This window comes from Pseudomonas sp. FG29, from assembly GCF_057809355.1.
The window spans coordinates 69,333-95,716 of record NZ_JBMDJU010000013.1; the positions used below are offsets into that span (position 1 = coordinate 69,333).

25 protein-coding genes and 1 pseudogene are annotated in these 26,384 nt (G+C 64.0%); 9 read left to right on the plus strand and 17 right to left on the minus strand.

All coding sequences use genetic code 11. From position 1 onward, the window contains the following. Positions 1-5: 5 nt before the first annotated feature. The 6 genes and pseudogenes from ACODS1_RS14845 to ACODS1_RS14870 all read right to left on the minus strand — a co-directional run bounded on the left by ACODS1_RS14845 (position 6) and on the right by ACODS1_RS14870 (position 5,296). The gene (locus ACODS1_RS14845) at positions 6-326 is read right to left on the minus strand and encodes an STAS domain-containing protein (RefSeq protein ID WP_489086259.1); all 321 of its coding nucleotides are present in this window, start codon (positions 324-326) and stop codon (positions 6-8) included. 10 nt (positions 327-336) lie between these two features. Then, positions 337-705 (minus strand): response regulator, encoded by a 369-nt coding sequence (locus ACODS1_RS14850; protein WP_489086260.1) that lies wholly within the window; start codon positions 703-705, stop codon positions 337-339. 8 nt (positions 706-713) lie between these two features. Beyond that, positions 714-1,331: pseudogene (locus ACODS1_RS14855) on the minus strand (methyl-accepting chemotaxis protein); the annotation flags it as partial. A gap of 709 nt (positions 1,332-2,040) precedes the next feature. Beyond that, on the minus strand, positions 2,041-2,679 hold the full coding sequence (locus ACODS1_RS14860) for a response regulator transcription factor (protein WP_322978887.1): 639 nt from the start codon (positions 2,677-2,679) through the stop codon (positions 2,041-2,043). Then, positions 2,676-3,410 carry a sensor histidine kinase gene (locus ACODS1_RS14865; RefSeq protein WP_489086261.1) on the minus strand — a complete coding sequence of 245 codons (735 nt, stop codon included), beginning with the start codon at positions 3,408-3,410 and terminating at the stop codon, positions 2,676-2,678. Before ACODS1_RS14865 ends, ACODS1_RS14860 begins: the two co-directional genes overlap by 4 nt. A 686-nt stretch (positions 3,411-4,096) precedes the next feature. Then, positions 4,097-5,296: a class I SAM-dependent rRNA methyltransferase gene (locus ACODS1_RS14870; RefSeq protein ID WP_489086262.1), complete on the minus strand. Its 1,200-nt coding sequence runs from the start codon at positions 5,294-5,296 to the stop codon at positions 4,097-4,099. A 139-nt stretch (positions 5,297-5,435) separates the two neighbouring features. Here ACODS1_RS14870 and ACODS1_RS14875 point away from each other — a divergent pair, with 139 nt between their 5' ends. The 5 genes from ACODS1_RS14875 (at position 5,436) to ACODS1_RS14895 (ending at position 10,252) form a co-directional block, all read left to right on the plus strand. Beyond that, complete coding sequence (locus tag ACODS1_RS14875) at positions 5,436-6,302, plus strand: HDOD domain-containing protein (RefSeq protein ID WP_489086263.1); 867 nt, start codon at positions 5,436-5,438, stop codon at positions 6,300-6,302. 81 nt (positions 6,303-6,383) lie between these two features. Next, positions 6,384-7,196: a bifunctional DNA-formamidopyrimidine glycosylase/DNA-(apurinic or apyrimidinic site) lyase gene (gene mutM / locus ACODS1_RS14880; protein WP_489086264.1), complete on the plus strand. Its 813-nt coding sequence runs from the start codon at positions 6,384-6,386 to the stop codon at positions 7,194-7,196. A gap of 102 nt (positions 7,197-7,298) precedes the next feature. After that, positions 7,299-7,877 carry a lysophospholipid acyltransferase family protein gene (locus ACODS1_RS14885; protein ID WP_489086265.1) on the plus strand — a complete coding sequence of 193 codons (579 nt, stop codon included), beginning with the start codon at positions 7,299-7,301 and terminating at the stop codon, positions 7,875-7,877. Between the two features lie 75 nt (positions 7,878-7,952). Continuing rightward, the gene (locus tag ACODS1_RS14890; protein ID WP_489086266.1) at positions 7,953-8,291 is read left to right on the plus strand and encodes a multidrug transporter; all 339 of its coding nucleotides are present in this window, start codon (positions 7,953-7,955) and stop codon (positions 8,289-8,291) included. Between the two features lie 125 nt (positions 8,292-8,416). Next, the gene (locus tag ACODS1_RS14895) at positions 8,417-10,252 is read left to right on the plus strand and encodes a Na/Pi cotransporter family protein (RefSeq protein WP_489086267.1); all 1,836 of its coding nucleotides are present in this window, start codon (positions 8,417-8,419) and stop codon (positions 10,250-10,252) included. 9 nt (positions 10,253-10,261) lie between these two features. Here ACODS1_RS14895 and ggt read toward each other — a convergent pair whose 3' ends face one another. From ggt to ACODS1_RS14925, 6 genes are all read right to left on the minus strand, one after another. After that, positions 10,262-11,932, minus strand: a complete 1,671-nt coding sequence (ggt, locus tag ACODS1_RS14900; RefSeq protein WP_489086268.1) for a gamma-glutamyltransferase — start codon at positions 11,930-11,932, stop codon at positions 10,262-10,264. Between the two features lie 86 nt (positions 11,933-12,018). Beyond that, positions 12,019-12,270 (minus strand): YfhL family 4Fe-4S dicluster ferredoxin, encoded by a 252-nt coding sequence (locus ACODS1_RS14905; protein WP_004373873.1) that lies wholly within the window; start codon positions 12,268-12,270, stop codon positions 12,019-12,021. Positions 12,271-12,427: 157 nt separating this feature from the next. Next, positions 12,428-12,910, minus strand: a complete 483-nt coding sequence (gene coaD / locus ACODS1_RS14910) for a pantetheine-phosphate adenylyltransferase (protein WP_322978878.1) — start codon at positions 12,908-12,910, stop codon at positions 12,428-12,430. 105 nt (positions 12,911-13,015) lie between these two features. Continuing rightward, entirely contained in the window at positions 13,016-14,614 is a 1,599-nt protein-coding gene (locus tag ACODS1_RS14915) for a GMC family oxidoreductase (protein WP_489086269.1), read from the minus strand. Between the two features lie 143 nt (positions 14,615-14,757). Then, positions 14,758-15,303 (minus strand): twin-arginine translocation pathway signal protein, encoded by a 546-nt coding sequence (locus tag ACODS1_RS14920; protein ID WP_489086270.1) that lies wholly within the window; start codon positions 15,301-15,303, stop codon positions 14,758-14,760. Between the two features lie 42 nt (positions 15,304-15,345). Then, positions 15,346-16,776, minus strand: a complete 1,431-nt coding sequence (locus ACODS1_RS14925; RefSeq protein WP_489086271.1) for a coniferyl aldehyde dehydrogenase — start codon at positions 16,774-16,776, stop codon at positions 15,346-15,348. A gap of 215 nt (positions 16,777-16,991) precedes the next feature. Between ACODS1_RS14925 and ACODS1_RS14930 the strand changes: the two genes are divergently transcribed. Continuing rightward, positions 16,992-17,651, plus strand: a complete 660-nt coding sequence (locus tag ACODS1_RS14930; RefSeq protein ID WP_489086272.1) for a TetR/AcrR family transcriptional regulator — start codon at positions 16,992-16,994, stop codon at positions 17,649-17,651. Between the two features lie 177 nt (positions 17,652-17,828). On the opposite strand, the gene ACODS1_RS14935 is transcribed toward ACODS1_RS14930, so the two are convergent. The 5 genes from ACODS1_RS14935 to ACODS1_RS14955 form a co-directional block, all read right to left on the minus strand. Next, positions 17,829-18,812 (minus strand): hydrolase, encoded by a 984-nt coding sequence (locus ACODS1_RS14935; RefSeq protein ID WP_489086273.1) that lies wholly within the window; start codon positions 18,810-18,812, stop codon positions 17,829-17,831. Positions 18,813-18,980: 168 nt separating this feature from the next. Continuing rightward, entirely contained in the window at positions 18,981-19,586 is a 606-nt protein-coding gene (gene rsmD, locus ACODS1_RS14940) for a 16S rRNA (guanine(966)-N(2))-methyltransferase RsmD (protein WP_489086274.1), read from the minus strand. Next, the gene (locus tag ACODS1_RS14945) at positions 19,586-21,046 is read right to left on the minus strand and encodes a M16 family metallopeptidase (protein ID WP_489086275.1); all 1,461 of its coding nucleotides are present in this window, start codon (positions 21,044-21,046) and stop codon (positions 19,586-19,588) included. The genes rsmD and ACODS1_RS14945 overlap by 1 nt, the downstream gene beginning before the upstream one ends. After that, entirely contained in the window at positions 21,036-22,409 is a 1,374-nt protein-coding gene (locus ACODS1_RS14950; protein ID WP_489086276.1) for a M16 family metallopeptidase, read from the minus strand. Before ACODS1_RS14950 ends, ACODS1_RS14945 begins: the two co-directional genes overlap by 11 nt. A 145-nt stretch (positions 22,410-22,554) precedes the next feature. After that, a complete protein-coding gene (locus ACODS1_RS14955) occupies positions 22,555-22,989 on the minus strand; it encodes a BLUF domain-containing protein (protein ID WP_322978869.1) in 435 nt (144 codons plus the stop codon). Positions 22,990-23,327: 338 nt separating this feature from the next. On the opposite strand from ACODS1_RS14955, the gene ftsY reads away from it, so the two are divergent. Genes ftsY through ftsX form a run of 3 tightly spaced genes read left to right on the plus strand, consistent with a single transcriptional unit; the run spans position 23,328 to position 26,292 of the window. Then, positions 23,328-24,611: a signal recognition particle-docking protein FtsY gene (gene ftsY / locus ACODS1_RS14960; protein ID WP_489086277.1), complete on the plus strand. Its 1,284-nt coding sequence runs from the start codon at positions 23,328-23,330 to the stop codon at positions 24,609-24,611. Next, the gene (gene ftsE, locus ACODS1_RS14965) at positions 24,608-25,276 is read left to right on the plus strand and encodes a cell division ATP-binding protein FtsE (RefSeq protein WP_322978867.1); all 669 of its coding nucleotides are present in this window, start codon (positions 24,608-24,610) and stop codon (positions 25,274-25,276) included. Before ftsY ends, ftsE begins: the two co-directional genes overlap by 4 nt. After that, complete coding sequence (gene ftsX / locus ACODS1_RS14970) at positions 25,276-26,292, plus strand: permease-like cell division protein FtsX (RefSeq protein ID WP_322978866.1); 1,017 nt, start codon at positions 25,276-25,278, stop codon at positions 26,290-26,292. Before ftsE ends, ftsX begins: the two co-directional genes overlap by 1 nt. Positions 26,293-26,384 lie beyond the last annotated feature (92 nt).

Genomic DNA, 26,384 nt, shown 5'->3' on the forward strand with positions numbered 1-26,384 from the left:
CCGTGTCACTCGCCGCTGGGTTTGATCAGGATGGGGTCGCCGAAGAAGGACGCCAGGCCAGAGAGTTCGAAGGCATCGATGACGGCCGGACTGTGATGGCTCAGGCGCAGCTGGCAGCCCTGGCGCTCGGCTTCCTGCTTGGTCAGCACCAGCAGTTGCAGGCCGGCGCAGTCGATTTCGTCGAGGGCGGAGAGATCCAGTTCCACCTCCGCACCCGGCGCCAGTGCGCGCATCAGCAGATCCAGGTTCTCGCTGACGCTGTAGATGGTCAGGCCACCTTCCAGCGGCAGGATGCGGTACAGGTTCTCGCCCGGCGCGTCGGTCATGGCGCCGTTCTCATGGCAGGATCAATTTGGAAACGGCGGTGAGCATCTGCGCCGGCTGGAAGGGCTTGACCACCCAGGCTTTGGCCCCGGCCGCACGACCTTCTTCCTTCTTCGCTTCGCCGGCTTCGGTGGTGAGCATGATCACCGGGGTGAACTTGTAGGCGGGCAGTTGCTTGACGTTCTTGAGGAAGGTGATGCCGTCCATGTTGGGCATGTTCACGTCGCTGATGATCAGGTGCACCTTGCGGCCATCGAGTTTTTTCAGGGCATCCTTGCCGTCGCAGCCTTCGATCACATCGTAGCCGGCCCCTTTCAGGGTGATGCCCACGACCTGGCGAATGGATGCCGAGTCGTCGACGATGAGTACGGTCTTGCCCATGGGGTACCTCAGAAGAAAGTGATGTCGGAATCGTTGCGTTTGCCGGGCGCATCGCCCCGGTGAATCGCGTGCTGTTCGGGCATGGTGTAGGTCTGCGCCAGCTCTTGCAGCCAGCGTTGGCTGTCCAGCATTGGCGGCGTTTCACCCGTCGAGCGCAGGCGCTGGCGTTCTTCGACGTGCAGTTGCAGCTTGTCCAGATCGTCGCGCACATGGCCGAGCATCTGGCTGATGCGATCCTGGAACTGCAGGGCGACCAGCACTTCGGCGATGTCCTGAGCGACGATTTCACTCTGGCTGCGCATGGATTCGTTGTGGCTGACGATGCCGCTGGCGCTGTGGTGGAAACGGGTAATTACGCCATTGATGACTTCACTGGCGTTGTTCAGTGTCAGCGCATCGGTCTTGGCATATTCCTGGGAGATGGCCAGGGTCTTGTGGATGGCGCCGTTGACGATGTTCACGGTTTCGCCGATGCGCTGGCCGGTTTCGCCCGACATCGCCGAGAGCTTGCGTACCTCATCGGCGACCACGGCGAAGCCGCGACCGCTCTCGCCGGCGCGGGCGGCTTCGATGGCCGCGTTGAGCGCCAGCAGGTTGGTCTGTTTGGCGATGTCGGCGACGTCCTGCGCCATGGTCTGCAACTGATCGGTGAAGCCGGAGAGCTGCATCACTTCCTTGAGCAGCGACTCCTTGCTGGCCAAGGCTTCGCGCAAGGCCATGATGATCATGTCGAGTTCGTGCTGGCTGGTGGAAAGCAGGGCAACCAGGCGGTTGCCGGCTTCGCGTTCCGGGCCATTGCCCAGGCTCTGCTGGATGCGCCCGGCAAGATTGGAGAAGCGCTCGCTGAGCGAGCTGATGGCCTCTTCACTGTGCCCGCGGGCGCTCTCGATCTGTTGCGCCCAGACGGGGAGGGTCTGTCCACAGAGGGCTTCGAGATCGTCTTTGCTGGCCTCGACACTGATGTGCGTGGAAGGCAGGGTTTCTGCGGGCGGGGAGGGGCGCTTGCCGAGCAGCAGGAGGGCGGCGCCCGCAGCCAGCAGAATGATCAGAACAGGGATCAGGCTTAGCCAGCCGAGCCCGACGACGAGCGTCGAGGCGAGGCCGCAGAGCAGAATCAGTGATGGGGCAATCAGGTGATGAGTGTGATCGCGCACTTCTCGACTCCGCGACAGATAGGCTGTTGTCGTCGCGGAACAGCGATCAGGCGGGGTTCCTGCGGGTTGCCTGCGATCATTCCATCGACTCTGGCAGGATGCATCAGCCCCGCCGGCCAGCGGCATCAGGGTTTTCTGGATTTTCTTGCTATGAAATTCCTGTCAGGTACTAGGGATTTCCCTATCTGAGGTAAGGGTCGGGAAAGCTGGCTGCGTACTTGATCAGGTCGGCATTGCTGGAAAATCCCATCTTTTCCATCAGATTGATCTTATGCGTGCTGACGGTCTTGTTACTGATCATCAACTGCTCGGCGATGCGGTTGACGCTCAAACCTTCAGCCAGCAGTCGCATGATCTGGAACTCTCGGTTGGTCAAACTGTCGAGGCCGCGGTTGCTTTGAGGTTTGAGGCTGCTCAAGGCGATCTGTTCGAGTAGATCCGGATCGATGTAACGCCCGCCGGCACTGACCTTCTTCACAGCCGCGATCAGGGTTTCGGGCGACTGGGTCTTGGTCAGGTAACCCGCGGCTCCGCAGCGCAGCACGCGCATGGCCAACTGGGCGTCGTTATGCATGCTCAGCACCAGAATCGGCAGGATGGGGTGTTGATGCACGATGCGTGAAACCAGCGCTTCGCCGCTGAGCCCCGGCATGCTGATATCCAGCAACAGCAGATCGACGGTCAATGATCGCAGGCACTCCAGGGCCTGTGAGCCGCTGGCGGCTTCACCCTTGATGACGATGTCCTTGTCCAGCTCGAAGATTCGCTTCAGACCTTCACGCATGATGGTGTGGTCGTCTACGAGCATCAGATTGATCATGCGCTCTCCCTGGGTTGGAGGCTGATGGGGAAGATCACCTGGACGATGGTGCCTTGCCCCGGATGGCTGAAAACGATGACCGGGCCACCGAGCTTGCGTCCACGCTCGCGCATGCCTGACAGACCGTTGGAATCGGGCATGATGTCGTTCAGGGCGAACCCCTGGCCGTCGTCGAAGATCTCCAGCACGTAGTCGTTCTCGCGACGTTCCAGGCTGACTTCTGCATGGCTGGCGTTGGCATGGCGCAGGATGTTGGTCAGCGATTCCTGGACGATGCGATACAGATGCGCGGCGCGCTCTGCCTCGAGATCGATGCCCTGCGGCGGCCGATTGTAACGGCAATTTATGGCTGAGACCTGGCGAAAATCCTCGATCAGACCTTCCAGAGCCCTGTCGATATTCTGCGAATGTCCGGGGGAGCCACCGTTAGGCAGCTCGCGGATGGTATCGATCGCGCCATGGGTGATCGAACAGAGGCGACTGACCTGTTCCAGAAGATCCGGGCGATCACTCCCCAGGTGAATGCGCAGCACCCCCAGCCCCTGGAGGAGAACGGTCAGTTGCTGGCCCAGTTCGTCATGCAACTCCTGCGCGATGCGCTTGCGTTCTCTCAGGCGCGCAAGGGCACAGGCTCGCGCCAGGCGAGTCTTGCAGTGGGGACAGTTGGCATCTTCGTTCTGCTGTTTACGAGGGCGTACAGACGTATGGGAGAGCGTCGTTGCAATATTCACAGGGGCTCTTCTCTTCTTATGGCGGCTGGTTCGCTGAAGACCGCCGCGGCGAGGCACAAAGGTGGTAGAGGTTCTCTCCGATTGGGGGCTATTCGACGAAGAAGTTCGAAAGTGGGGGACTTTCGATGCCGTAAATACGATCCCCGCCATGGATATGGCTTATGGCTACGGCACAGAGCGAGGAGGCGCGCGTTCGTTGTCGGTTACTCGAACTGAAACCCCGCACAATCCTGATTCGATTCCGCCTGGCATCGCTCGGTTGGCTCCCGCAGTTGGTATACCGTCGATTTTAGAAGTTTGCGAACGAGGAGGCGCCAACCGGGCGAAGTGACCGGTCGGACGAGATGCATGCGGTTAGTACGAGGTATGCGAACGCCTTGGCCATAAGGCGCCGGATACCGTATCGGAAGACAATGATCATGATGCAGGCTCAGCTGGGCGAAGGGCTTAGCATATCGCCCGTGCTGCCCGCGTTGACAGGGGGATGATCGAGTGGGCGCTTGAAAATTGGCGTATGCGCCAGGTGCGTTGCGAGAGTGTCATATCGATGGCGGTTCGGGTCACGCCTCAACTGTTTCGCCGCCAGCGCTCTAGGTCGGGGCTAAGGCTGCCCGGGAGAGCCCCATCGCCAGGGCGCTCTCCCGGTCGCTAATGACCTGGGTGTCGACCGCTTGGGGCGGTCAGGCTCAGCTATTGGGCAGCAGACGAACGGTCAGGCTCTTGATGTAGCGTGTTTCCGGGATCGCCATATGTTCCGGATGATCCGGGCCCTGCGCGCCGCGTTCGAGCAACTGGATGTTGCGGTCGAGGTGGCGTGCGCTCTGCAGCAGAATCTGGTGCAGGTTGTCCTCGGCCAGGTGCATCGAGCAACTGGCGCTGACCAGGATGCCGTCCTTGTTGAGCATGCGCATGGCCATTTCGTTGAGGCGACGGTAGGCCGCTTCACCGTTCTTGATGTCCTTCTTGCGCTTGATGAAGGCGGGTGGGTCGGCGATCACCACGTCGAAGCGCTCTTCGGCCGCCTTGAGTTCACGCAAGGCGGCGAAGGCGTCGCCCTCGACGCAGGTTACCTTCTCGGCCAGGCCGTTGAGCGCGGCGTTGCGCTCCACGCCATCGAGGGCGAAGGCCGAGGCATCGACGCAGAACACCTCGCTGGCGCCGAAGGCCGCCGCCTGCACGCCCCAGCCGCCGATGTAGCTGAACAGGTCGAGCACACGCTTGCCCTGTACATAGGGCGCCAGGCGCGCCCGGTTCATGCGGTGGTCATAGAACCAGCCGGTTTTCTGCCCTTCGATCACCGGCGCCTCGAACTTCACGCCGTTCTCTTCCAGGGCGACCCACTCCGGCACCTGGCCGTAAGCGGTTTCCACGTAGCGTTCCAGGCCTTCGGCGTCGCGGGCGCTGGAGTCGTTCTTGAGCAGGATGCCGCTGGGCTTGAGCACCTGGATCAGCGCGGCCAGTACATCATCCTTGTGCCGCTCCATGGTGGCCGAGGCCAGTTGCACCACGAGGATGTCGAAGAAACGGTCGACCACCAGACCTGGCAGCAGGTCGGAGTCGCCGTAGACCAGGCGATAGCAGGGTTGATTGAACAGGCGCTCGCGCAGCGACAGGCAGACGTTGAGGCGATGCACCAGCAGCGACTTGTCCAACTCGTGTTTGAGATCGCGCGACAGCAGGCGAGCACAGATCAGGTTGTTCGGGCTCATGGCGACGATGCCCAGCGGCTTGCCGCCGGCGGCTTCGAGAATCGCCTGATCGCCGGCTGCAAAGCCGTGCAGCGGCGTGGCGGTGACGTCGATTTCGTTGCTGTAGACCCACAGATGGCCGGCGCGCAGGCGTCGGTCGGCATTGGCTTTCAGGCGCAGGCTGGGCAGGGAAGACATGGCGTGGTGCTCCGCGGGTAAAAGGGCAAAATTATAGCGTTTCGGCGCTGCCAGCGGGGTGGTTAAAAAAGTTGAATGCGCCAGTGCTCTGGCTTTAGCTAGACTGTGCGGTACTTCTCATCTCCTCCGATCCTTCGCCATGACCTATGAACTCACGTCCGAGCAGATTCAGCAGATCCTGCAGGGCATCAGCGTACCGCCGCAGCCCCAGATCATGGTCGATCTGCAGATGGAACAGTTCATGCCCGATCCGGATCTGCGGGCCATCGCCAAACTGATCAGCCAGGATCCGGGGCTATCCGGGGCGTTGTTGAAAATCGTCAATTCGCCACACTTCGGCCTGGCCAACCGTATCGCGTCGATCCAGCAGGCAGTCAATCTGCTGGGCTGCAATACGGTGATCAACCTGATCAATGCCCAGTCGATCAAGGGTGAGTTGACCGACGAGGCGATCCTGACCCTCAACCGTTTCTGGGACAGCGCCCAGGACGTGGCCATGACCTGTCTGACCCTGGCCAAGCGCATCGGCTACCACTCGCCCGACGAGGCCTATAGCCTCGGGCTGTTCCACAACTGCGGCATTCCGCTGATGCTCAAGCGTTTCCCCGACTACATGCAGGTGCTCGAGGAGGCCTATGCCAATGCGACCGAGCAGTGCCGCGTAGTGGATACGGAAAATCAGCTGCTGAGTACCAACCACGCCGTGGTGGGCTACTTCACGGCACGTTCCTGGCGCCTGCCGGAACACCTCTGTCAGGTGATCGCCAACCACCACAACGCCTTCTCCATCTTCTGCGATGAAAGTCAGCGCGATGCTCAGCTCAAGACCCTGCTCGCCATCCTGAAAATGGCCGAGCACATCTGCGAGACCTACCGAGTGCTCGGCGGGCAGGGCGTGGATCTGGAGTGGCAGGCCATCGAGCAACTGGTGCTGGAGTACGTGGGCCTGTCGGAATACGACTTCGAGAACCTGCACGAGAGCATTCGCGATCTGACGGTCATGTAATCGCCGCAACGCGCCTGGTCGCTTATCGGTCACCGGCAATCCTGATAAGGTTGCGCACCGTCGTTCTACAGTCGTATCAGCATGCCCGAACTACCTGAAGTCGAAACCACCCGACGCGGCATCGCGCCCTATCTGGAGGGGCAGCGTGTCAGTCGCGTGATCGTGCGTGAGCGCCGCTTGCGCTGGCCCATCCCCGAAGACCTGGACATCCGTCTGTCCGGCCAGCGTATCGAGTGCGTGGAGCGCCGCGCCAAGTACCTGCTGATCAAGGCCGAGACGGGCAGCCTGATCAGCCACCTGGGCATGTCCGGCAGCCTGCGCCTGGTCGAATGCGGCCTGGCGGCGGCCAAGCACGAGCATGTGGATATCGAGCTGGAGTCTGGCCTGGCGCTGCGCTACACCGATCCGCGCCGTTTTGGCGCGTTGCTGTGGAGCGAAGACCCGCTGCGCCACGAGTTGCTCAGCAAACTCGGCCCTGAGCCGCTGGGCGGGCCGTTCGACGGTGAGCGGCTGTTCCAGCTGTCGCGTGGGCGCAGCATGGCGGTCAAGCCCTTCATCATGGATAACGCCGTGGTGGTCGGGGTTGGCAACATCTACGCCACCGAGGCGCTGTTCGCGGCGGGTATCGATCCACGTCGCGAGGCTGGCTCGATTTCGCGCCCGCGCTACCTGCGCCTGGCCGAGGAGATCAAGCGCATCCTCGCTTATGCCATCGAACGGGGCGGCACCACGCTGCGTGACTTCGTCGGTGGCGATGGCCAGCCCGGCTACTTCCAGCAGGAGCTGTTCGCCTATGGCCGCGGCGGCGAGTTCTGCAAGGTCTGCGGCAGTACGCTGCGCGAGGTCAAGCTGGGCCAGCGAGCCAGCGTTTATTGCCCCAAGTGCCAACGTTGAAAATCTGCTGATGGGCGAGCGGTAGGGCGGGGCAACCGCCAAAGGCCAATGGCGGGTTGCACCCGCCCTGCGGCAAAAAAACAAGAAAACCGAAGGTATTAGATGTCCGCTAACTACTTGCCGCCCAATCCTGCGGCCCAATGGCTGGGGCGCAGCGTGCTGAAACTCATGGGCTGGCGTATCGAAGGGCAGTTGCCGAAACTCGACAAGTTCGTCGCCATCGGCGCTCACCACACCTCCAACTGGGACTTCGTGATCTTCATCGCGATGAAGTTCGTGCTGCGTCTGAATGCCCGCTGGTTCGGCAAGCACAGCATCTTCCGCTGGCCATTCGGGGGGCTGACGCGGGCCTGGGGCGGCATCGCCATCCGCCGGGATCGTCAGCTCAACACCGTGGAGCAGGCGGTGCAGGCGTTCCGCGAGAATCGGCAGTTCATTCTGGTGCTGTCGCCCGAGGGCACGCGCAAGAAGGTGGAGCGCTGGAAGATGGGCTTCTACCACATCGCTCGCGGCGCGGGCGTACCGATCGTTATGGGGGCGCTGGATTACCAGAATCGTCGCGTGGTGATCGGGCCGACCTTCTACCCGACGGGTGACGAGCAGGCCGACCTGGCCACCATGCTGGCTTTTTTCCGCCCATTCGTCCCGAAAAAGCCTGAATATGCTTTTCACGGCGATTGACGGCGATCACGCTGACAATTGCCAAGGCGCTGTTATAGTTACTGGCACCGTTGCGACTAACCTAAGGATCGATTCATGAAAGCGTTCCGCTCAACCGCTGCTGTCCTGGCGCTGACCTCTGGCCTGCTGGCACTGCCTACCCAGGCTGAAGTGGTGCAGCAGAATGCCAGTGGTGATCCGCTCTACAACGTCGAGGCGCCCAAGGGCTACGCCATGGTCGGTGACCTGGTGATTGCCCGGCCGCTGCTGATCGGCGCCACGGCCATCGGCGCTGCCGCCTTCATCGTCAGCCTGCCGTTCACCGCACTGGGCGGTAACGTCGGCGAGGCCGCCCAATCGCTGGTGGTCGAGCCGGGCCGTGAAGCCTTCGTACGCTGCCTGGGCTGCACCAGCAGCGGCTACAAGCAAGACTGATCCCGTTCGATCGCTTTTGCGGCCTCTCGCCTTCATTGGGCGAGGGGCCGCTTGCGTTTGAGAGTTGCTGTAGGGCACTCAACCGCCCTCTCTCTGTACACCGCTGAAAGGATGAAACGGTGGTCATGAAATACCTGCGCGGGGTCATGTTGGCCCTGGTCGTTGCGGGGCTGATCGCCTCGTTCTGGTTCAGCGAAGGATGGCTGCAGCTCTGCGCCGGTCTGGCGGTCTTCCTGTTCGGCATGCAATGCCTCGAAGAAGGCCTGCGGCAGTTGGCTGGCAGCAAGCTCGAGCAGATTCTCGGGCGCAGCACCGCCACCCCATTCAAGAGCCTGCTGTTCGGCGTCGGCGGTACCCTGCTGTTGCAGTCCAGCACGCTGGTGTCCTTGCTGACCATCGCCTTCATCAGTGCCGGCATGATCCAGCTGGCAGGTGGCATCGCCATTCTGTTCGGCGCCAACCTTGGCGCTACCAGCGGCATCTGGCTGCTGGCCATGGCCGGGCAGAACCTCAGCCTCAGCCCACTCGCCCTGCCGTTGCTGGTGTTCGGCGTGCTGGCCGGCTTTTTCGGCCCCAGCAGCAAGGCGGCCGGGCGTATCGTGCTGGGCATCGCCTTCATCTTCCTCGGTATCGACCAGATCAAGGAAGGCTTCGCCAGCTTCGGCGATGGCCTGGACATGACCCAATTGCGCGCCGACGGCATACTCGGCGCGCTGCTGTTCACCGGTATCGGCATGGCCATTACGGTGGTGCTGCAGTCCAGCCATGCGACCCTGATGCTGACGCTGGCGGCGCTGGCCGGCGGGCAGCTGGAGCTTGGCCAGAGCCTGGCCATCGCCATCGGCTCGAACGTCGGCAGCAGCGTCACCACGGCCTTCGTCGGCTCGCTGGGCGGCAACCGCAGTGGTCAACGCCTGGCACTGGCGCACGTGGTCTTCAATCTGGTCACCGGAATATTGGCGTTCATCCTGCTGGAGCCCATGACCTGGCTGGTGCATGCCCTGGCCGCGCCGCTTGGGCTGGGGGATAACCGTCTGATCCAGCTGGCCATGTTCCACACCCTGTTCAACGCCATGGGGGTGGTGCTGTTCTGGCCATTGCAGGGGCGTTTGGCGCAGATGCTGATTCGCTGGCTGCCGGAGCGAGTCGAGCCGCAGGTGCTGATCACCGAACTGGCGCCTGCGCTGGTCAGTGAGCCGGAGCGCACCCGGGCCCGCTACCTCAACGAGCGTGCGCTGGATTCGGTCGAGTCGGCCTCCGTCGCGGTGGTGCAGGAGCTGGGGCACCTTGGCCGCCTGAGCCTGGAGGTGATCTGCCATGCCCTCTACCTGCCGGTGGATCAGTTGGCGCGTGCGCGGGCGGATGATCGTCTGCTGCGCGACAAACCCGCGCTGGGCGGCTTCGATGCGGAGCACCTGTACCAGTTTCACATCAAGGGTGTTTATGGCGACTTGCTGAGCTTCATGGGGCGCATGGAGCTGCCCATGGACGAGGCGCACCAGCAGTTCTGGGTCAGTTGCCAACTGGCGGCGCTGCAACTGGTGGATGCGGTCAAGGACGCCAAGCACCTGCAGAAGAATCTTGGCCATTACCTCGATGAGCCCGATTCAGCCGCGCGCAGCGCCTATGTCGAATTGCGCCGCCATCTGGTGTCGATGCTCCATGAGCTGCGTGACCTGGCCCGTACCGACCTGCCGGAAGAGGCCTGGCGCTCGCGCCTGGCCTGGCTCGATGAGCAGGCGGCGGGGTTCGATGCGAAATTCCGCCAGCGGTTGTTCGCCGAGGTGCGCAATGGCCGCCTGGATGGCCTGCAGACCAGCTCGCTGATGAATGACGTGGGCTATGTCAGCCGCATCTTCCAGAGCCTGCGCAACGTGCTGATGCTGGGCGACGAACAGGCGCTGTTCCGCGAGTTGCGCCGCTTCGGTGACGACGAGGAGAGCCTGATCAGGCTCTCCTAGCGTTCACCATCACTTGTTCGGTACCACCAGCGATTGCCCGATGCCGCGCGGATCGCTGGCGGCCTGTACCTCGCCGCTGGCCTTGTCCCAGAACAGCACCTGCTGATTGCCGTACTGCCGATCCAGGCGCTTGAGGCTGTAGCCGCGCTTTTGCAGCTCGGCAATCTGCTCAGGGGTGAAGGTATCCGGTTCATGCTCGATCACGTCGGGCAGGAACTGGTGATGGTAGCGCGCCACGGCTGGCCAGCTTTCGACGGGCTGGCCGTCGAGGTATTGCAGCATCGACAGCAGCACCATGCTCGGAATGCGACTGCCGCCTGGCGTGCCGAAGGCGGCGAACTCGTCGGTGCTTTCGAGAAAGCTCGGGCTCATCGACGACAGTGGGCGTTTGCCGCCGGCGATGACATTGGCCTTGCTGCCTGCCAGACCGTAGGCGTTGGCACCGTTGACGTCCGCTGCGAAGTCGTCCATCTCGTCGTTGAGCAGTACGCCGGTGCCGGGCACGGTGAAGGCCGCGCCGAACGGCAGGTTGACCGACAGGGTGGCAGCCACTGCGTTGCCTTCGCTGTCGAGCACGGCGAAGTGGGTGGTGTGATCGCCCTCGTGCCAGGTGCCGGCGGGCGGCAGGCTGGAGCTGGGTGTGGCCTGCTGCGGGTCGATGCTGCCGGCGAGAACGGCGAGATGGCCAGGGGAAAGCATCTCGTCCAGCGGGTTCTTGATGAAGTCCGGGTCGCCCAGCAGTTCGCGGTCGCGGTAGGCGCGGCGCAAGGCTTCGACCACGTAATGCACGCGTTGCACAGGCTCGGCATCTCGCCAGGGCAGTTGTTCGAGAATACCCAGGCTTTGCGCCAGGGCTACGCCACCGGCCGACGGCGGCGGGGCACTGATCAACTCGTGACCCTCTTCCAGGGTGAAGCGCAGAGGCGCACGGCTGACCACGTGATAGCCGCGCAGATCGTCCATCGTCCAGATCCCGCCGGCGCGGCGCACACCGTCGACCAGGCGTTCGGCCTGGGCGCCGTAGTAAAAGCCGGCGCGCCCATGGTCAGCCAGTGCCTGCAGGGTGGTGGCCAGTTCCGGCTGGCGCAACAGATAACCCTCGGCGGGAACCTCTCCCTGGTTGAGGAACAGGCGCGCACTTTCCGCATCATCGCGCAGCGCTGCCAGGCGCCAGGTGGCGCGCTCGCGGTAGACGCGGTCGATGGCAAAGCCGTCGCGGGCCAGGGCGATGGCCGGAGCCAGGCTGGTTTTCAGGGGCAGGCGGCCATGCTTTTCGGCCAGTTCCACCAACGCTGCCGGCAAGCCCGGAATGGCGGCGGCGAGGGCGCCATTGAGTGACAGCTCGCGTTGCACCTGGCCGTCCTTGACGTAGAGATCGGCCTTGGCCTCCAGCGGTGCTCGTTCGCGGGCATCGAGGAAGTCGTAGCTAGGCGTGTCACCAGCAGTGCGCAGGAGGAAGAAGCCGCCGCCGCCAAGCCCGGAACCGTAAGGCTCGACCACGGCGAGCGCGGCGCTGGCGGCCACGGCGGCGTCGAAGGCATTGCCGCCGGCGTCGAGCATCTGCTGGGCGGCTGCCGTGGCGGCGGGGTGGGCGGTGGCGATTGCGGCTTGATGGGGCGTGGCCTGGGCCAGCAGGCTGGCGCCAAGCAGCAGGGTCGATAGCAGGAGTTTGCGCAGCATGCGATCTACCTAGAGGGGCTGAGGAGATCGCAGCTTAACAGTCTTGACCTGGTGTGGGCGTCTGCCTGGCCAGGTGCGGATGCGATTCAGGCCTTGCCGGTGATGATGCGGTATTTCTGCATCAGCTCATCCTTGCTCTCGACGTTGTTCTCGTCGAGCGGGATGCAGTCGACCGGGCAGACCTGCTGGCACTGCGGCTCGTCGTAATGGCCGACGCATTCGGTACACAGGTTGGGGTCGATGACGTAGATCTCCTCGCCCTGCGAAATGGCGCCGTTCGGGCACTCCGGTTCGCAGACGTCGCAGTTGATGCAGTCGTCGGTGATGATCAGGGACATGGGACAACTCCTGTCGAAGCGTGGGCGTCGACATTGGCAGACAACGATGCGCGAATTGTGCCGGATTGGTGCGGCTTGTGCCATGCGCCAGTGCTGCATCTGTGGGAGGGGCTTTAGCCGCGACAGTCGCCGCTGAAGCGCCTCCCACAAGTGCTCTTCAGCTTTTGCGAAAGCGCTCTTGCAACGCGTCGGCCACGGCGGGATGGACGAATTTGGTGATATCGCCGCCAAGGGCCGCGATCTCGCGTACCAGGGTCGAGGAAATGAAGGAGTACTTTTCCGACGGCGTGAGGAACAGGCTCTCCACATCCGGCGCCAACTGGCGGTTCATGTTGGCCAGCTGGAACTCGTACTCGAAGTCCGACACCGCCCGCAGGCCGCGCAGGAAGACATTGGCGCCCTGTTCCTTGACGAAGTGCGCGAGCAGGGTGGAAAACCCCACGACTTCGACGTTCGGCAGGTGCTTGGTGACCTCGCGGGCCAGCTCGACACGTTGTTCCAGGGGGAACAGCGGGTTCTTCTTGGGGCTGGCGGCGACGGCGATGATGACGTGATCGAACAGGCGTGCAGCGCGTTCGACCAGATCACCGTGGCCCTTGGTGATGGGGTCGAAGGTGCCGGGGTATAACACTCGATTCATCGGGACGTCCTGGCGGGTCGAAAAGGAGTCGGATGGTAGCGCAGCCCATCCCGGTGGCCAAGCCACGGGGATGAGCTGTGTGTTCCGACCAGGGCGCCGCCGCCTCTAGCTCGAGCTTTTCAGGCGTTCACCAAGCAGCGTTGCAAGCTTGGCGGTCAGCCCGTAGATCGACAGTTGCGGGTTGGCGCCGATGCTGGTGGGGAAGACCGAACCGTCGTGAATCGACAGGTTGGCCAGTTGATGGTGGCGACCGAGGCTGTCGACCACCGCCTGCTGCGGGTCTTCGCCCATGGCGCAGCCGCCCATGACGTGAGCGCTGCCCAGGCGGGTGCGGTACAGCGCGAGATCGAGCTGCTCGATCAGGGCTTTGGCCTCATTCCAGGTCTTCACGTAACCGGCATCGGCATGCATCGGCATCACCGCCTTGGCCCCGGCGGCGAACTGAACCTCGGCCATGGTCAGGAAGGCGCGGCGCACGCCATCCCAGGTGTAGTCGGTCATCTGGTAGTCGAGTACCGGGCTGCCATCGCCGCGCAGCTCCACCCGGCCTTCGGCGCAGTCCGGATGGAAGCCGTCACGCAGCAGGGCGAGCATCACGTTGGTGTGTGGCAACTGCTCCATGCGCAGGGCGTTCTCGCGGCCGAACTCGCCGAGCAGGGTGGCGGTCAGCGCCGGCTGCAGCGGCGGCACCTCAAGCTTGAAGGACAGCCGGCCAGTGGTGCCGTCATCCCACTGGAAGTGATCGGAGTAGAGCGATTGCGGCGCGCCGTAGAAGGGGTTGATGACCTGCTCGAACTGCGCCGCAGAGAAGTTCACCAGGTGCAGGTAGGTGCGTCGGCCGACGCGTTTGTGCGGGTCAGGCACCGCGGAGCGCAGTAGCAGCCCGGGCGTGTTGATGCCGCCGCCGGCCAGCACGTAATGCCGCGCCTTGACTCGGATGCGCTTGCCGGTGGGCGCGACGCAGCGCGCGTCCATGCCCAGGCAGTCGATGCCGACCACCTTGTCGCCTTCGATCACCAGCTTGTCGGCGCGCGCCAGGTAGAGCAGCTCGCCACCCGCATCGAGGGTGGCGGGGATGGTGGTCACCAGCATCGATTGCTTGGCGTTGGTCGGGCAGCCCATGCCGCAGTAACCGAGGTTCCAGCAGCCACGCACGTTGCGCGGGATCACCGCCCAGTGATAGCCGAGCTTGTCGCAGCCCGTGCGGATCACCTCGTTGTTGGCATTTGGTGGTATGGCCCAGGGGGCGACGCCCAGGCGTTGCTCCATCTTCTCGAACCAGGGCGCCATGGACTCGACGTCATGGCCTTTCACGCCATGGGCCTCGGCCCAGTGCGCCAGGGTCTGCGGTGGCGTGCGGAAGCTGCTGGTCCAGTTGACCAGGGTGGTGCCGCCGACGGCGCGCCCCTGCAGGATGGTGATGGCGCCGTCCTTGCTCATGCGGCCGATGCCTTCCTGATAAAGGTTCGGGTAGGCTTCGGCCTCCTGCATCTTGAAGTCGTCGCTGGTTTTCAGCGGGCCTTCTTCGATCAGTAGCACCTTGTAGCCGGCGGCGCTGAGGATTTCCGCCGTGGTGCCGCCACCGGCGCCGCTGCCGACGATGGCGACATCGGCCTCCAGCGTCAGGTCGTTTTCCAGACGCGAACCGTCGTATGTCTTCCAGCCCTTGGTCAGGCCTTGCTTGAACAGATCGGGTACAGGCATTTCAGGCTCTCTTGTCGTTATCAGTGACGCCGGCAATTTCACGTGTAGGAGCGAGTGGGTAGGGTGGGCTTCAGCCCACCAAAGCTGGCCGCTGTGGGTGGGCTGAAGTGGCTCGCCGCCCGGCCCGGCCTACGGATCAGCCGCTATACGGTAGGTGGGCCGGGATAGCCGCAATGCGCCCAGGCCTCCTGGCGGCTGTACCAGGCCATCATCACCAGCTGCAGCAGCGAGGCGTGACCCATGCGCAGCAGGCTCAGGCTGCTGTTCTGCCAGCGCCTTAGAAAATGCCGCACGTCATCGCCGCTGGCGTTGTCCCAACTGCCCCAGATCCCGGTCAGCGGACCACGGGTGATGGGCAGGGCCAGGACGTCGAACAGCTGCACGGTAAGCTTGAGCATCTCCGGCGACAGGTGCGCCAGGCTGTTGTCGAGGCTCTTCAGCGTGCCGTCGATGGCCTGTGGCATCTGTTCGGCGCTGACGGCGCCGTCGAGCATCACCGGGATCAGCGCACGTAGAAACGGCAGATCGCTGCTGCGCAGAATCAGGTAACCGCCAGCAGGTGTGCTGGCCGAGCAGCCGCTGAGCGTTGCGGTCAGCCCGGCAGTGCCGAGCAGCGCTGTGCCCATCAGACCGACCTTGAGCAGGCTGCGCCGCGAGAGTTGCGGCGCGTCGAGTGTGGTGTCGTTCATTGTTGTTATCACCAGGCGTAGAGCGGGCCAGGCCCGCGTGGATCAGCGTACGAACAACTTGTAGACCAGCTTCTGCAGCGCCTTGCCATACGGCGGATAGATCAGCCGTGCGGCGTTGAAGCGCTGCTTGATGAACACGCCCTTGGCCTTGCTGAAGGTCAGGAAACCTTCGTGACCGTGGTAGTGACCCATGCCCGACGGGCCGACGCCGCCGAACGGCATGTCGTCCTGGGCCACGTGCAGCAGGGTGTCGTTCAGGCACACGCCGCCAGAGTGGGTTTCATGCAGCACACGCTGCTGCTCGCGCTTGTCGTAGCCGAAGTAGTACAGCGCCAGCGGGCGAGGGCGCGCGTTGACGTAGGCGAAGGCATCTTCGATACGGTCGTAGGGCACCACCGGCAGCAGCGGGCCGAAGATCTCGTCCTGCATCAGTTTCATGTCGTCGTTGACTTCCAGCACCAGGCTTTGCGGCAGGCGCCGGCCCTGGGTTTCGGGGTAGATCGGTACGACACGCGCGCCCTTGGCCTGGGCGTCCTGCAGGTAGCCGTTGAGGCGCGCCAACTGGCGCTCGTTGATGATCGCGGTGTAGTCCGGGTTGTCCTTGAGCGCCGGGTAGAAGCGCTGCACCACCTCGCGGTAGGCGCTGACGAAGCCGTCGACGCGAGCGCGCGGCACCAGCACATAGTCCGGCGCCACGCAGGTCTGCCCGGCATTGAGCGTCTTGCCGAAGGCGATGCGCTCGGCGGCGTCGGCTAACGGCACGTCGGCGGAAACGATGGCCGGCGACTTGCCGCCCAGTTCCAAGGTCACCGGAGTGAGGTTCTCGGCGGCGGCGCGCATCACATGCTTGCCGATGCTGGTAGCGCCGGTGAACAGCAGGTGGTCGAACGGCAGCTTGGAGAAGGCCATGCCGACTTCCGCCTCGCCCAAGGCGACGCTGACCAGATCCTCGGGGAAGATGCGCGCCAGCAGATCCTTGACCAGTTGCGAGGTGACCGGCGTGGACTCGCTCATCTTGATCATCACCCGGTTGCCGGCGGCCAGGGCACCGGTCAGCGGGCCGATGGCGAGAAACAGCGGGTAGTTCCACGGCACGATGATGCCGACTACACCCAGCGGCTGGTAGATGACCTTGGCCGAGGCCGGCATGAACTGCATGCCGACGCTGCGCCGCGAGGGCTTCATCCATTTCTTGATGCGCTTGGTCACGTAGTGGATGCCGTGCAGGCTGGGCATCAGTTCGGCGAGCAGGGTTTCGTCGGCCGAGCGGTTGCTGAAGTCGGTGGAGATCGCCGCCACCAGGGCGTCCTGCTGCTGGGTCAGCAGCTCGCTCAGGGACTTCAACCACTGGATACGTTGTTCAGCCGACGGCATCGGATTGGCGGCAAAGGCAGAGCGTTGCTGGGCGAAGGTGGCGTCCAGCTGGTTGATCTGCTGTTGGCTGTGCTGCAGGTAGGCGATGTCGGCGACCATTGGGTTTCTCCTCGACGTTCCAGCGGGCTGCATGGGAATGACTATGCTGGATTTTTAGAGCAATTACTCTAATGTGTCAAATAGGATGCCGCGTCGCCGTCCTCGCTGCACCCTAACCAAAGGCCTGGCAGCGCCTGCGCAGTGCATCTGGGGGTAACACTTCGGCTGTTTCGCCTGTACCTTTGCCACTTTTGAAGCCGAGATCGAGCAGCGTCATGGCACCACCCAAGACCCGCGACCGCATCGTTGCCGAGAGCCTGGCCCTGTTCAACAGCCAGGGCGAGCGCAACGTCACTACCAATCACATTGCCGCGCATTTGGGCATTTCGCCGGGCAACCTGTACTACCACTTCCGTAACAAGCAGGCGATCATCGCCGAGCTGTTCGCCCAGTACGAAGCGCAGGTCGACAGCTTTCTGCGCCCGCCCGAAGGACGTGCACTGACAGTGGCGGACAAGACCTTCTATCTGGAGGCGCTACTGGCGGCGATGTGGCATTACCGCTTCCTGCATCGCGATCTGGAGCACCTGCTCGAATCCGACGCCGAACTGGCCGAGCGTTACCGCGCCTTCGCCCGGCGCTGCCTGGTGGGAGCGCAGTCGGTTTATCAGGGCTTCGTCGAGGCCGGCATCCTGCTGATGACCCCGGCGCAGATCGAGGCGCTGACGCTCAACGCCTGGATCATCATGACCTCCTGGGTGCGTTTTCTCTGCACGGCTGGCGCCAGCCCGGACAACCTCAGTCAGGACATGCTGCGCCGTGGCATCTGCCAGGTGCTGGCGTTGGAGGGCGGCTATGTCGCGCCATCCGCCCGTGAGGCGGTCGAGGCGCTGTATGGCCGGCTGCACGTGCCGCTGGAGCAGGTGCTGGGGTGATTGCCTCACGCGCTCGGCCTCTGTAGGAGGGGCCTTAGCCGCCGTCTTTTCGCCGCTGAAGCGCCTCCTACAATCCGCATTTATCGCCGTGCGGGGTGCAAAGGCCGTTGTCGCGTCTTCCCGGATTTCATCCGGGCTACAGCCTTGCATGTCGCGTACGAGCGGCTTCAGCCGCGATTACCCGAGGTCAGCCAGCCACTGCGGAATCCGCCGCTCCAGGTAATATCCCGGCTGGCGCGGGCTGCCTTCGACGAAGCCGACATGTCCGCCCTTGGCGTGCAGCTCGAACTCCGTACCAGCGGCGAGCTCGCTGGCCTCGGGCAGGCTATGGCGGAAGATAAAGGGATCGTCCTCGGCCTGGATGATCAGCGTGCGCGTGCGGATCTCACCCAGGTAGAAGCGGCTGGACGCACGCCGGTAATAGTCGTGGGCATCGGCAAAGCCGTGCAGTGGCGCGGTGAAACGCCCGTCGAAGTCCCAGAAGGTACGCATGCCGTCCAGTGGCCCCAGACGCTCCAGTACCGATAGCGACTCGCTCCGGCCCTGCTCGCTGAACAGGCGCTGCTTGTTGTTCACGTAGGCCACCAGTTCGCGCATGAAATGCGCCTGGTACAGCCGCGAGAAGCCCAGGCCGATGCGGTCGGCGCACTGATCCAGACGAAACGGTACCGACACCGCCACCGCGCCCTGTAGCTGACTCTGCGCGCCGCTTTCGCCCAGGTACTTGAGCAGCACGTTGCCACCCAGCGAATAGCCCACGGCGTACAGCGGCGCCATTGGCCGTTGCGCGCGTAGGTGCACTACCACCGAGGCCAGATCCTCGCTGACGCCAGAGTGGTAGCCGCGCGGCAGCAGGTTAGGCTCGCCCGAGCAGCCACGCCAGTTCAGCGCCACGCTGGCCCAGCCGCGCGCAGCCAGGGCCTGCTGTAGGCCTAGCACATAGAGCGAGCTGGAGCTGCCGGTCAGACCGTGCAACACCACCACCAGCGGTGCATGGGCATCATGCGGGCCATGCCAGTCGAGGTCGAGGAAGTCGCCATCGTCCAGCCACAGCCGTTCGCGCTGGCGCTCCAACTGCGGCGGTTTGCGGCAGAAGGGGTTCCACAGGGTCTGCAGATGCGGGCCGGGAAGCCACCAGGCGGGGCGAAAGTCGGTTGTCATGGTGCATTCGGCCGTCGGTAGCACGGATTCAAGGGGGTACTCGATGTAGGGCGTACTCGCGAAGCAGTACGCCGTCGCGGAATCTATCATGACGCCGGCGCCAGGGCAGGGAGGCGGCAAGCTCTGGCATGATCCAGGCGGACTGTTCGCTACGCTCCTGAGTCCGCCCTACGCAGTCCTTTGCCACAGCGCGTAATGCACCTGGCCGGTGTGTTTCTCGCGGTGCAGGCGCCAGTTGCCCGGCAGGCCCAGGGTCGAGGGTGCGGTCTCGCTTTCGGTGTACACCCAGGCGTCATCGGCTAGCCAGCCCTGCGTTTCCAGTAGCGTGCAGGCGCCTTGCAGCAGATCCTTGTGAAACGGCGGGTCGAGCAGGACGATATCGAAGCAGCGTGGCGCCGGGCGTGCCAGAAGTTGCAGGGCGTCGCCCAGCTGGATTTCGCCGTTGCTGCACTGCAGCGTCGCCAGATGCCCGCGCAGCGAGGCCACCGACGCCGGGTTGAGGTCGCAGGCCAGGCCGCTGGCGGCGCCGCGCGACAGCGCTTCGAGCAGCAATGCCCCGCTACCGGCGAAGGGGTCGAGCACGTGGGCGCCTTCGACATAGGGCGCCAGCCAGTTGAACAGCGTCTCGCGTACCCGATCGGGGGTCGGGCGCAGGCCCGGCCCGTCGGGGAAGGCGAAGCGCCGCGAACGCCACTCGCCGCCGATGATGCGCAACTGGCCCTGGCCGCCGTGGGCCTTGCCCGCGGCAGGTTTCTGCGGAGTGCGACCACGCATCAGTGCGGCACCGTGCTGGCGCGTTCGGCCGGGCGCTCGGTGGGCGGTGGCAGCTCTTTCTGCGGCACCGTCGGGCCGGCGGTGACCACCACCATGGCTTCGGGATCGAGGTGCTTGGCCATCGCCGCCTTGACTTGCTCGGTGGTCAGGCTCTGCACGTCGCTCATGAAGTCGTCGAGGTAGCTCAGCGGCAGGTCATAGAACCCCATCGACGCCAGTTGCCCGACGATATCGGCGTTGCTCGCGGTAGACAGCGGGAAGCTGCCGGCCAGTTCGCGTTTGGCGCTGTCCAGCTCCTGTTGGGTGGGGCCGTCGCGCAGATAGTCGGCAAGGAGTTGTTTGACCAGTGCCAGGGTGCCTTCGCTGAGTTCGGCACGGGTCTGCAGGTTGATCATGAACGGGCCACGGGCCTGCATGGCGCTGAAGCCGGAGTAGACGCCGTAGGTCAGGCCGCGTTTCTCGCGCACTTCGCTCATCAGGCGGGTGCCGAAGCCGCCGCCACCGAAGATCTGGTTGCCCAGGTACAGCGCGGCGTAGTCCGGATCGCGCCGGTCGATGCCGAGCTGGGCGAGCATCAGATGGTTCTGGTTGGACGGATATTCGATATGGCGGGTGCCCGGCTTGGGCGTTTGCGGCTGGGCGATCTTGGCCAGCGCTGGGCCTTGCGGCAGGGCGGCCGATACCTGGCTGGCGATGGCTTCGGCCTCGGCGCGCGTCAGGTCGCCGACCAGCGCGATCACCGTGTTGCCGGCGGCATAGGCGCGGGCGTGGAAGGCCTGCAGTTGCTGGCGGGTGATCGCCGGGATCGACTGCGCCGTACCGTCGCTCGGGTGAGCGTAGGGATGTTGGCCGTACAGGCGTTCGAACAGCTCCAGGCTGGCCAGCTTGCCCGGGTTCTGCTTCTGGAACTCGAAGCCGGCCAGCAACTGGTTCTTGATCCGCGCCAGCGAATCCGCGGGGAAGGTGGGTTTGCCAAGGACATCCGCGAACAGTGCCAGCGCCGGCTCGCGTTGCTCCGGCGCGCTCAGGCTGCGCAGGCTGGCCACGGCCATGTCGCGATAGGCGCCGTTGCCGAACTCGGCGCCGAGGCCCTCGAAGCCAGCAGCGATGGCGCCGACATCCTTGCCCGGTACGCCTTCGTTGAGCATGGCATTGGTCAGGGTGGCCAGGCCCGGCACGCCGCCGTCCTGGCTGCTGCCGGCGGCGAAGGTCAGGCGCAGGTCGAACATCGGCAGCTCGTGGGCTTCGACGAACAGCACCTTGGCGCCTTGCTCGGTGTGCCAGGTCTGGATATCCAGCGTGCGGCGGCTGGGTGCCTGGTCATCGAGCTCGGCCAGCGATTGCAGCTTGGCACCATCGCCCGTCGGTGCGTGGCTGGGGACGATGCTGCAGGCGCCCAGCGCCAGGGCGGTGGACAGCGCCAGGCCGAGCAGGCCCAGACGGCGGTGCTCAGTCTTCATGATGGAACTCCTGGTTACGGGACGCTTCGGGCAGGACATGGGCGACGCTCAGGCGGTCGCGGACGAAGAAGGTGCGGGCGGCCTGCTGAATATCGGCCGGGGTGACGGCCTGCAGTTCGGCCAGTTCCTGGTCGATCAGCTTCCACGACAGGCCGACGGTTTCCAGTTGGCCGATGCTGGTGGCCTGGCTGGTGATCGAGTCACGCTCGAACACCAGGCCGGCGATGACCTGGGCGCGTACGCGCGCCAGTTCGGCGGTCGAGGGCGGGGTTTTCTTCAGCTCTTCCAGCTCGCGCCACAGGCCGGCTTCGGCTTGCTCCAGGGTCTTGCCCTTCTGCACGTTGGGTGTGGCGGTGAGGACGAACAGGCTGTCGCCACGGGTGAAGGCGTTGTACCAGGCGCTGGCGCCGGACACGAGTTCCTGCTCGCGTTCCAGATGGCTGGACAGGCGTGCGCTGTAGCCGCCATCGAGCAGGGCAGCAGCCAGGCGTAGGGCGTAGACCTGGCGCGGCGTTTTGGTGGTGGCCAGCCCCGGGACGTTGAAGCCCATCAGCAGGCTTGGCAACTGCGTCTTGAGGTGCAGCGTGAGGCGTCGTTCACCTGCGGCGGGCAACTCCAGCGGCAGCTTGGCTGTGGGCACCTCGCGGCGTTCGATGGCGCCGAAATAACGCTGGGCAAGGGTTTTCACCTCGTCGACGCTGACGTCGCCGACCACCACCAGCGTGGCGTTGTTCGGCGCGTACCATTTCTTGTACCAGGCGCGCAGCTCATCGATGTGCATGCGCTCGAGGTCGGCCATCCAGCCGATGGTGGGGATGCTGTAGCCGCTGGCCGGATAGGCCATGGCCTTGAACTGCTCGAAGGCCTTGGACGAGGGACGATCATCGGTGCGCAGGCGGCGCTCCTCCTTGATCACCTCGATTTCCTTGTCGAATTCGGCGGCCGGCAGTTGCAGGCTGGCCAGGCGGTCGGCCTCCAGCTCCAGTGCAACCGGCAGGCGGTCGCTGGCCAGCACCTGGTAATAGGCGGTGTAGTCGTCGCTGGTGAAGGCGTTCTCTTCCGCGCCCAACTGGCGCAGCACCTCCGACGCTTCACCTGGGCCGAGCTTGGCGCTGCCCTTGAACATCATATGTTCCAGGGCATGGGACAGGCCGGTCGAGCCGGGCGTCTCGTAGCTGGAACCGACCTTGTACCAGAGCTGAGAGACCACCACCGGAGCGCGATGATCCTCACGGACGATGACCTTCAGGCCGTTGTCCAGAGTGAATTCGTGGGTGGGTTGTGCGGGGGAGGCGAACGCCGCCAGTGGTAGGCAAAGCACCCCCAGGATCAGGCCGAGGGGACGGCGTGCAGAGACAATCATCAGGTGTCGTCCTGTTCGATGGCGCGAGGCGGTAGGGCCGCCGTTGACGAGAGGGCGTCAGGATACCCCATCCATGCGACGAGGCACCGCCCGTCGTTCCGACATCGGCGCAAAGCTTTAGGTTCTGTGTGCTGGTGAAGCCGGCTCAGTCGATCAGTGGCGCGTTGATCGTGGTTACGCTCGCTGCCAGCTCCAGCAACAGGCCGTTGACCTGTTCCGCGCTCATGCTGAAGGGATCCAGGCGATCACTGCAGGAGTACTTCAGGAACAGCTCCCGGTTGGCTTGCTTGGCGCCGGCCCAGCCCATGCTCCAATTGGCATGGCGGCGTACGCTGATTTCCTCGTAGTCGAGAATCGTCAGATCCTTGTGGCGATTATCTTCGGCCAGCCGGTTGTACAAGGCATTGATCGCCGCTCGCGGCCCCTCCAGGGCCTGGAGAAAGGTGTCGGCGTTGCAGCACAGGATGCCGGTGAGGCCGCTGGCTGGGTTGTTGCGACGGGAACTGTCGAGAATTTCGCGGATCAGCTGCGAAGAAATGCCATGGCTGGCACGGCTGGCGTAGGTAAGGCGTACGAGCATATCGGTGATCCTGAAAAGGCTGGCTTGAGAAATAACTTCGACAATTCTGCCTCTGTTTGTACAGTTTTTGTATAGGTATTTAATGGCGCGGTTGGTCGCGCTCTTCGGGCTCGTGATCACGATGGCTTGCGCCTGATCAACGGCAGCTCGCAGGCAGGCGGCGACGCTGCGCGGCGGCGCTCTAAAGTGGTAAAGTCTCGGGTTGTTTCTTACAGCCCAGGCCCTTTTGCGTATCCGTGCGGGCGCAGTTCAAGGACGCGCCTGGCAAGCGAATTTTTCTGAGTGCGGTCAGTGGCTCCTGCTGCTTGCGCTGACCGCTCGCCCCTTTGAGATGACCCATGTTTGGTTCCAAAGACGACAAGAATCCACCGGCCGAGCCCGGTACCCAGGCTCAGCCTGTGAGTGAAGAGAAGAAATCCCTGTTCAGTTGGTGGCGCAAGAAGCCTGCAGAGGCAGCTGCTCAACCCGTTCAGCCGGAAACTGCGCCTGTCGATTCGCCCGAACCTGCAGCGGTGCCTGCCGAAGCGCCGGCAGATCAGCCTGCTGTAGCGTCTGTCGTTGAGCAGCAGGCTGCCGCTCCCGCGCCTGTTGCGGCGCCGGTGGTGGCCGAGCCGCCAGTAATGCCCGAGCCTGTCGCCGCACCGGCGCCGGCACCGACCGCTCCCGTCGTGACACCGGCCACTCAGGAAAAACCGAGCTTCTTCGCCCGCCTCAAGCAGGGCTTGTCCAAGACCAGCGCCAGCCTCGGCGAAGGCATGGCCAGCCTGTTCCTCGGCAAGAAGGCCATCGACGACGACCTGCTCGATGACCTGGAAACCCGCCTGCTGACCGCCGACGTCGGCGTCGAGGCCACCACCACGATCATCGGCAACCTGACCAAGCGCGTGGCGCGCAAGGAACTGGCCGACAGTGGTGCGTTGTACAAGGCGCTGCAGGAAGAGCTGGTGACCCTGCTCAAGCGGGTCGAGCAGCCACTGGTCATCGACAGCGCCAAGCAGCCGTACGTGATTCTGGTCGTGGGTGTGAACGGCGTGGGCAAGACCACCACCATCGGCAAATTGGCCAAGAAGCTGCAACTCGATGGCAAGAAGGTCATGCTGGCTGCCGGCGACACCTTCCGCGCCGCTGCCGTGGAACAGCTGCAGGTCTGGGGCGAGCGCAACAATATCGCGGTGATTGCCCAGCACACGGGCGCCGATTCGGCTTCGGTGATCTTCGATGCGGTGCAGGCCGCCAAGTCGCGCGGCGTCGATGTGCTGATCGCCGATACCGCCGGGCGCCTGCACACCAAAGACAACCTGATGGAAGAGTTGAAGAAGGTGCGCCGGGTGATCGGCAAGCTGGACGAGACCGCGCCGCACGAAGTGCTGCTGGTGCTCGATGCCGGCACCGGGCAGAACGCGATCAATCAGGCCAAACAGTTCAACCAGACGGTGAACCTCACCGGCCTGGCGCTGACCAAGCTCGATGGCACCGCCAAGGGCGGCGTCATCTTCGCCCTGGCCAAGCAGTTCGGCCTGCCGATTCGCTATATCGGTGTGGGCGAGGGCATCGACGACCTGCGTCCGTTCGAGGCGCAGGCGTTCGTCCAGGCACTCTTCGAGGAGCGTGAGCGCGGATGATCCGATTCGAGCAGGTCGCCAAGCGTTACCCCAATGGCCATGTCGGGCTGCACGAGCTGAGCTTTCGCGTTCGCCCTGGCGAATTTCTCTTCGTCACCGGCCACTCCGGCGCTGGCAAGAGCACCTTGCTGCGCCTGCTGCTGGCCATGGAACGCCCCACCAGCGGCAAGCTGATGCTGGCTGGGCATGACCTGTCGACCATCACCAATGCGCAGATTCCCTTCCTGCGCCGGCAGATCGGCGTGGTGTTCCAGAATCACCAGTTGCTGTTTGATCGCACAGTGTTTGACAACGTCGCCCTGCCGCTGCAGATCCTTGGCTTGTCCAAGCCGGAGATCGCCAAGCGCGTCGGTGCCGCGCTGGAGCGCGTGGCGCTGTCGGACAAGGCCGCGCAGGCGCCTGGCGACCTGTCCACCGGGCAGCAGCAGCGCGTCGGCATTGCCCGCGCCATCGTCCATCGTCCCGCTCTGCTGTTGGCCGACGAACCCACCGGTAACCTCGACCCGCGTCTGGCTGCCGAGATCATGGGCGTGTTCGAGGACATCAATCAGTTGGGCACCACGGTGCTGATTGCCAGCCACGACCTGGCACTGATCGCGCGCATGCGCCATCGCATGCTCACCCTGCAACGTGGTCGCCTGATCGGCGACGGGGAGGCGGCCTGATGAGCGCGTCGAAGATGCCACCACCGCAGCCGGCCGAACGTGTCGGCGCGGCACCGCGCAACAAGGTCGCCGATCGTCCGGCGGATGAGCCGGATTTCCGCACGCTGTTCCACGCCTGGCTGGAAAGCCACCGCGCCAGTCTGGTCGATAGCCTGCGGCGCCTGGCCCGCCAGCCCATCGGCAGCTTCTTCACCTGCTGGGTGATGGCCGTGGCCCTGAGTCTGCCGATGGGCCTGTCGCTGCTGCTGGACAATGTCGAGAAGCTCGGCGGTTCCTGGCAGCGTGCGGCGCAGATTTCCCTGTTCCTCGACATGTCCGCCGGCGATCGTGAGGGTCAGGCTCTGCGCGAGCAGATCAAGGCGCTGGACGATGTCGCCGACGCCGAGTGGATCAGCCGTGAGCAGGCGCTGGAGGAGTTCCAGCAGCTTTCCGGGCTGGGGCGGGCGCTCAAGGAATTACCGGAGAACCCGCTGCCCGGCGTGGTGCTGGTGACGCCCAAGGAAGTCGACAAGGCCAAGCTGGAAGCCTTGCGCCAGCGTCTGGCCGAGCTGCCCAAGGTGGAGCAGGCGCAGCTCGACCTGGTCTGGGTCGAACGTCTGACCGCCATCCTCAAGCTGGGTGACCGCTTCGTCTTCGGTCTCAGCGTGCTGCTGATCCTGGCGCTGCTGCTGGTGATCGGCAACACCATCCGCCTGCATATCGAGAACCGCCGCGCCGAGATCGAGGTGATCAAGCTGGTCGGTGGCACCGATGGTTACGTGCGCCGCCCATTCCTTTATATGGGCGCGCTCTATGGTTTTGGCGCGGGTATCTTCGCTTGGCTGCTGCTGGCTTTCGGGCTGGATTGGCTGAACGATGCTGTAGTACGTTTGGCCGGCTTGTACGGTAGCGATTTCGCCCTGAGTGGCGTACCTTCGTCCGACGGTTTTTCGCTGCTGCTCGGCGCCGTGCTGTTGGGCTATATTGGCGCCTGGCTGGCGGTGGCGCGCCATCTCAATGAGCTGGCGCCGCGTTGAGGCCTTGCCTGGCAAGGCTGAACGCAAGCTGACAAGCTATTGTTTTGGTTGATATTGACTATCTGGGCAGGAACTTATCCACAGGCTCTGCA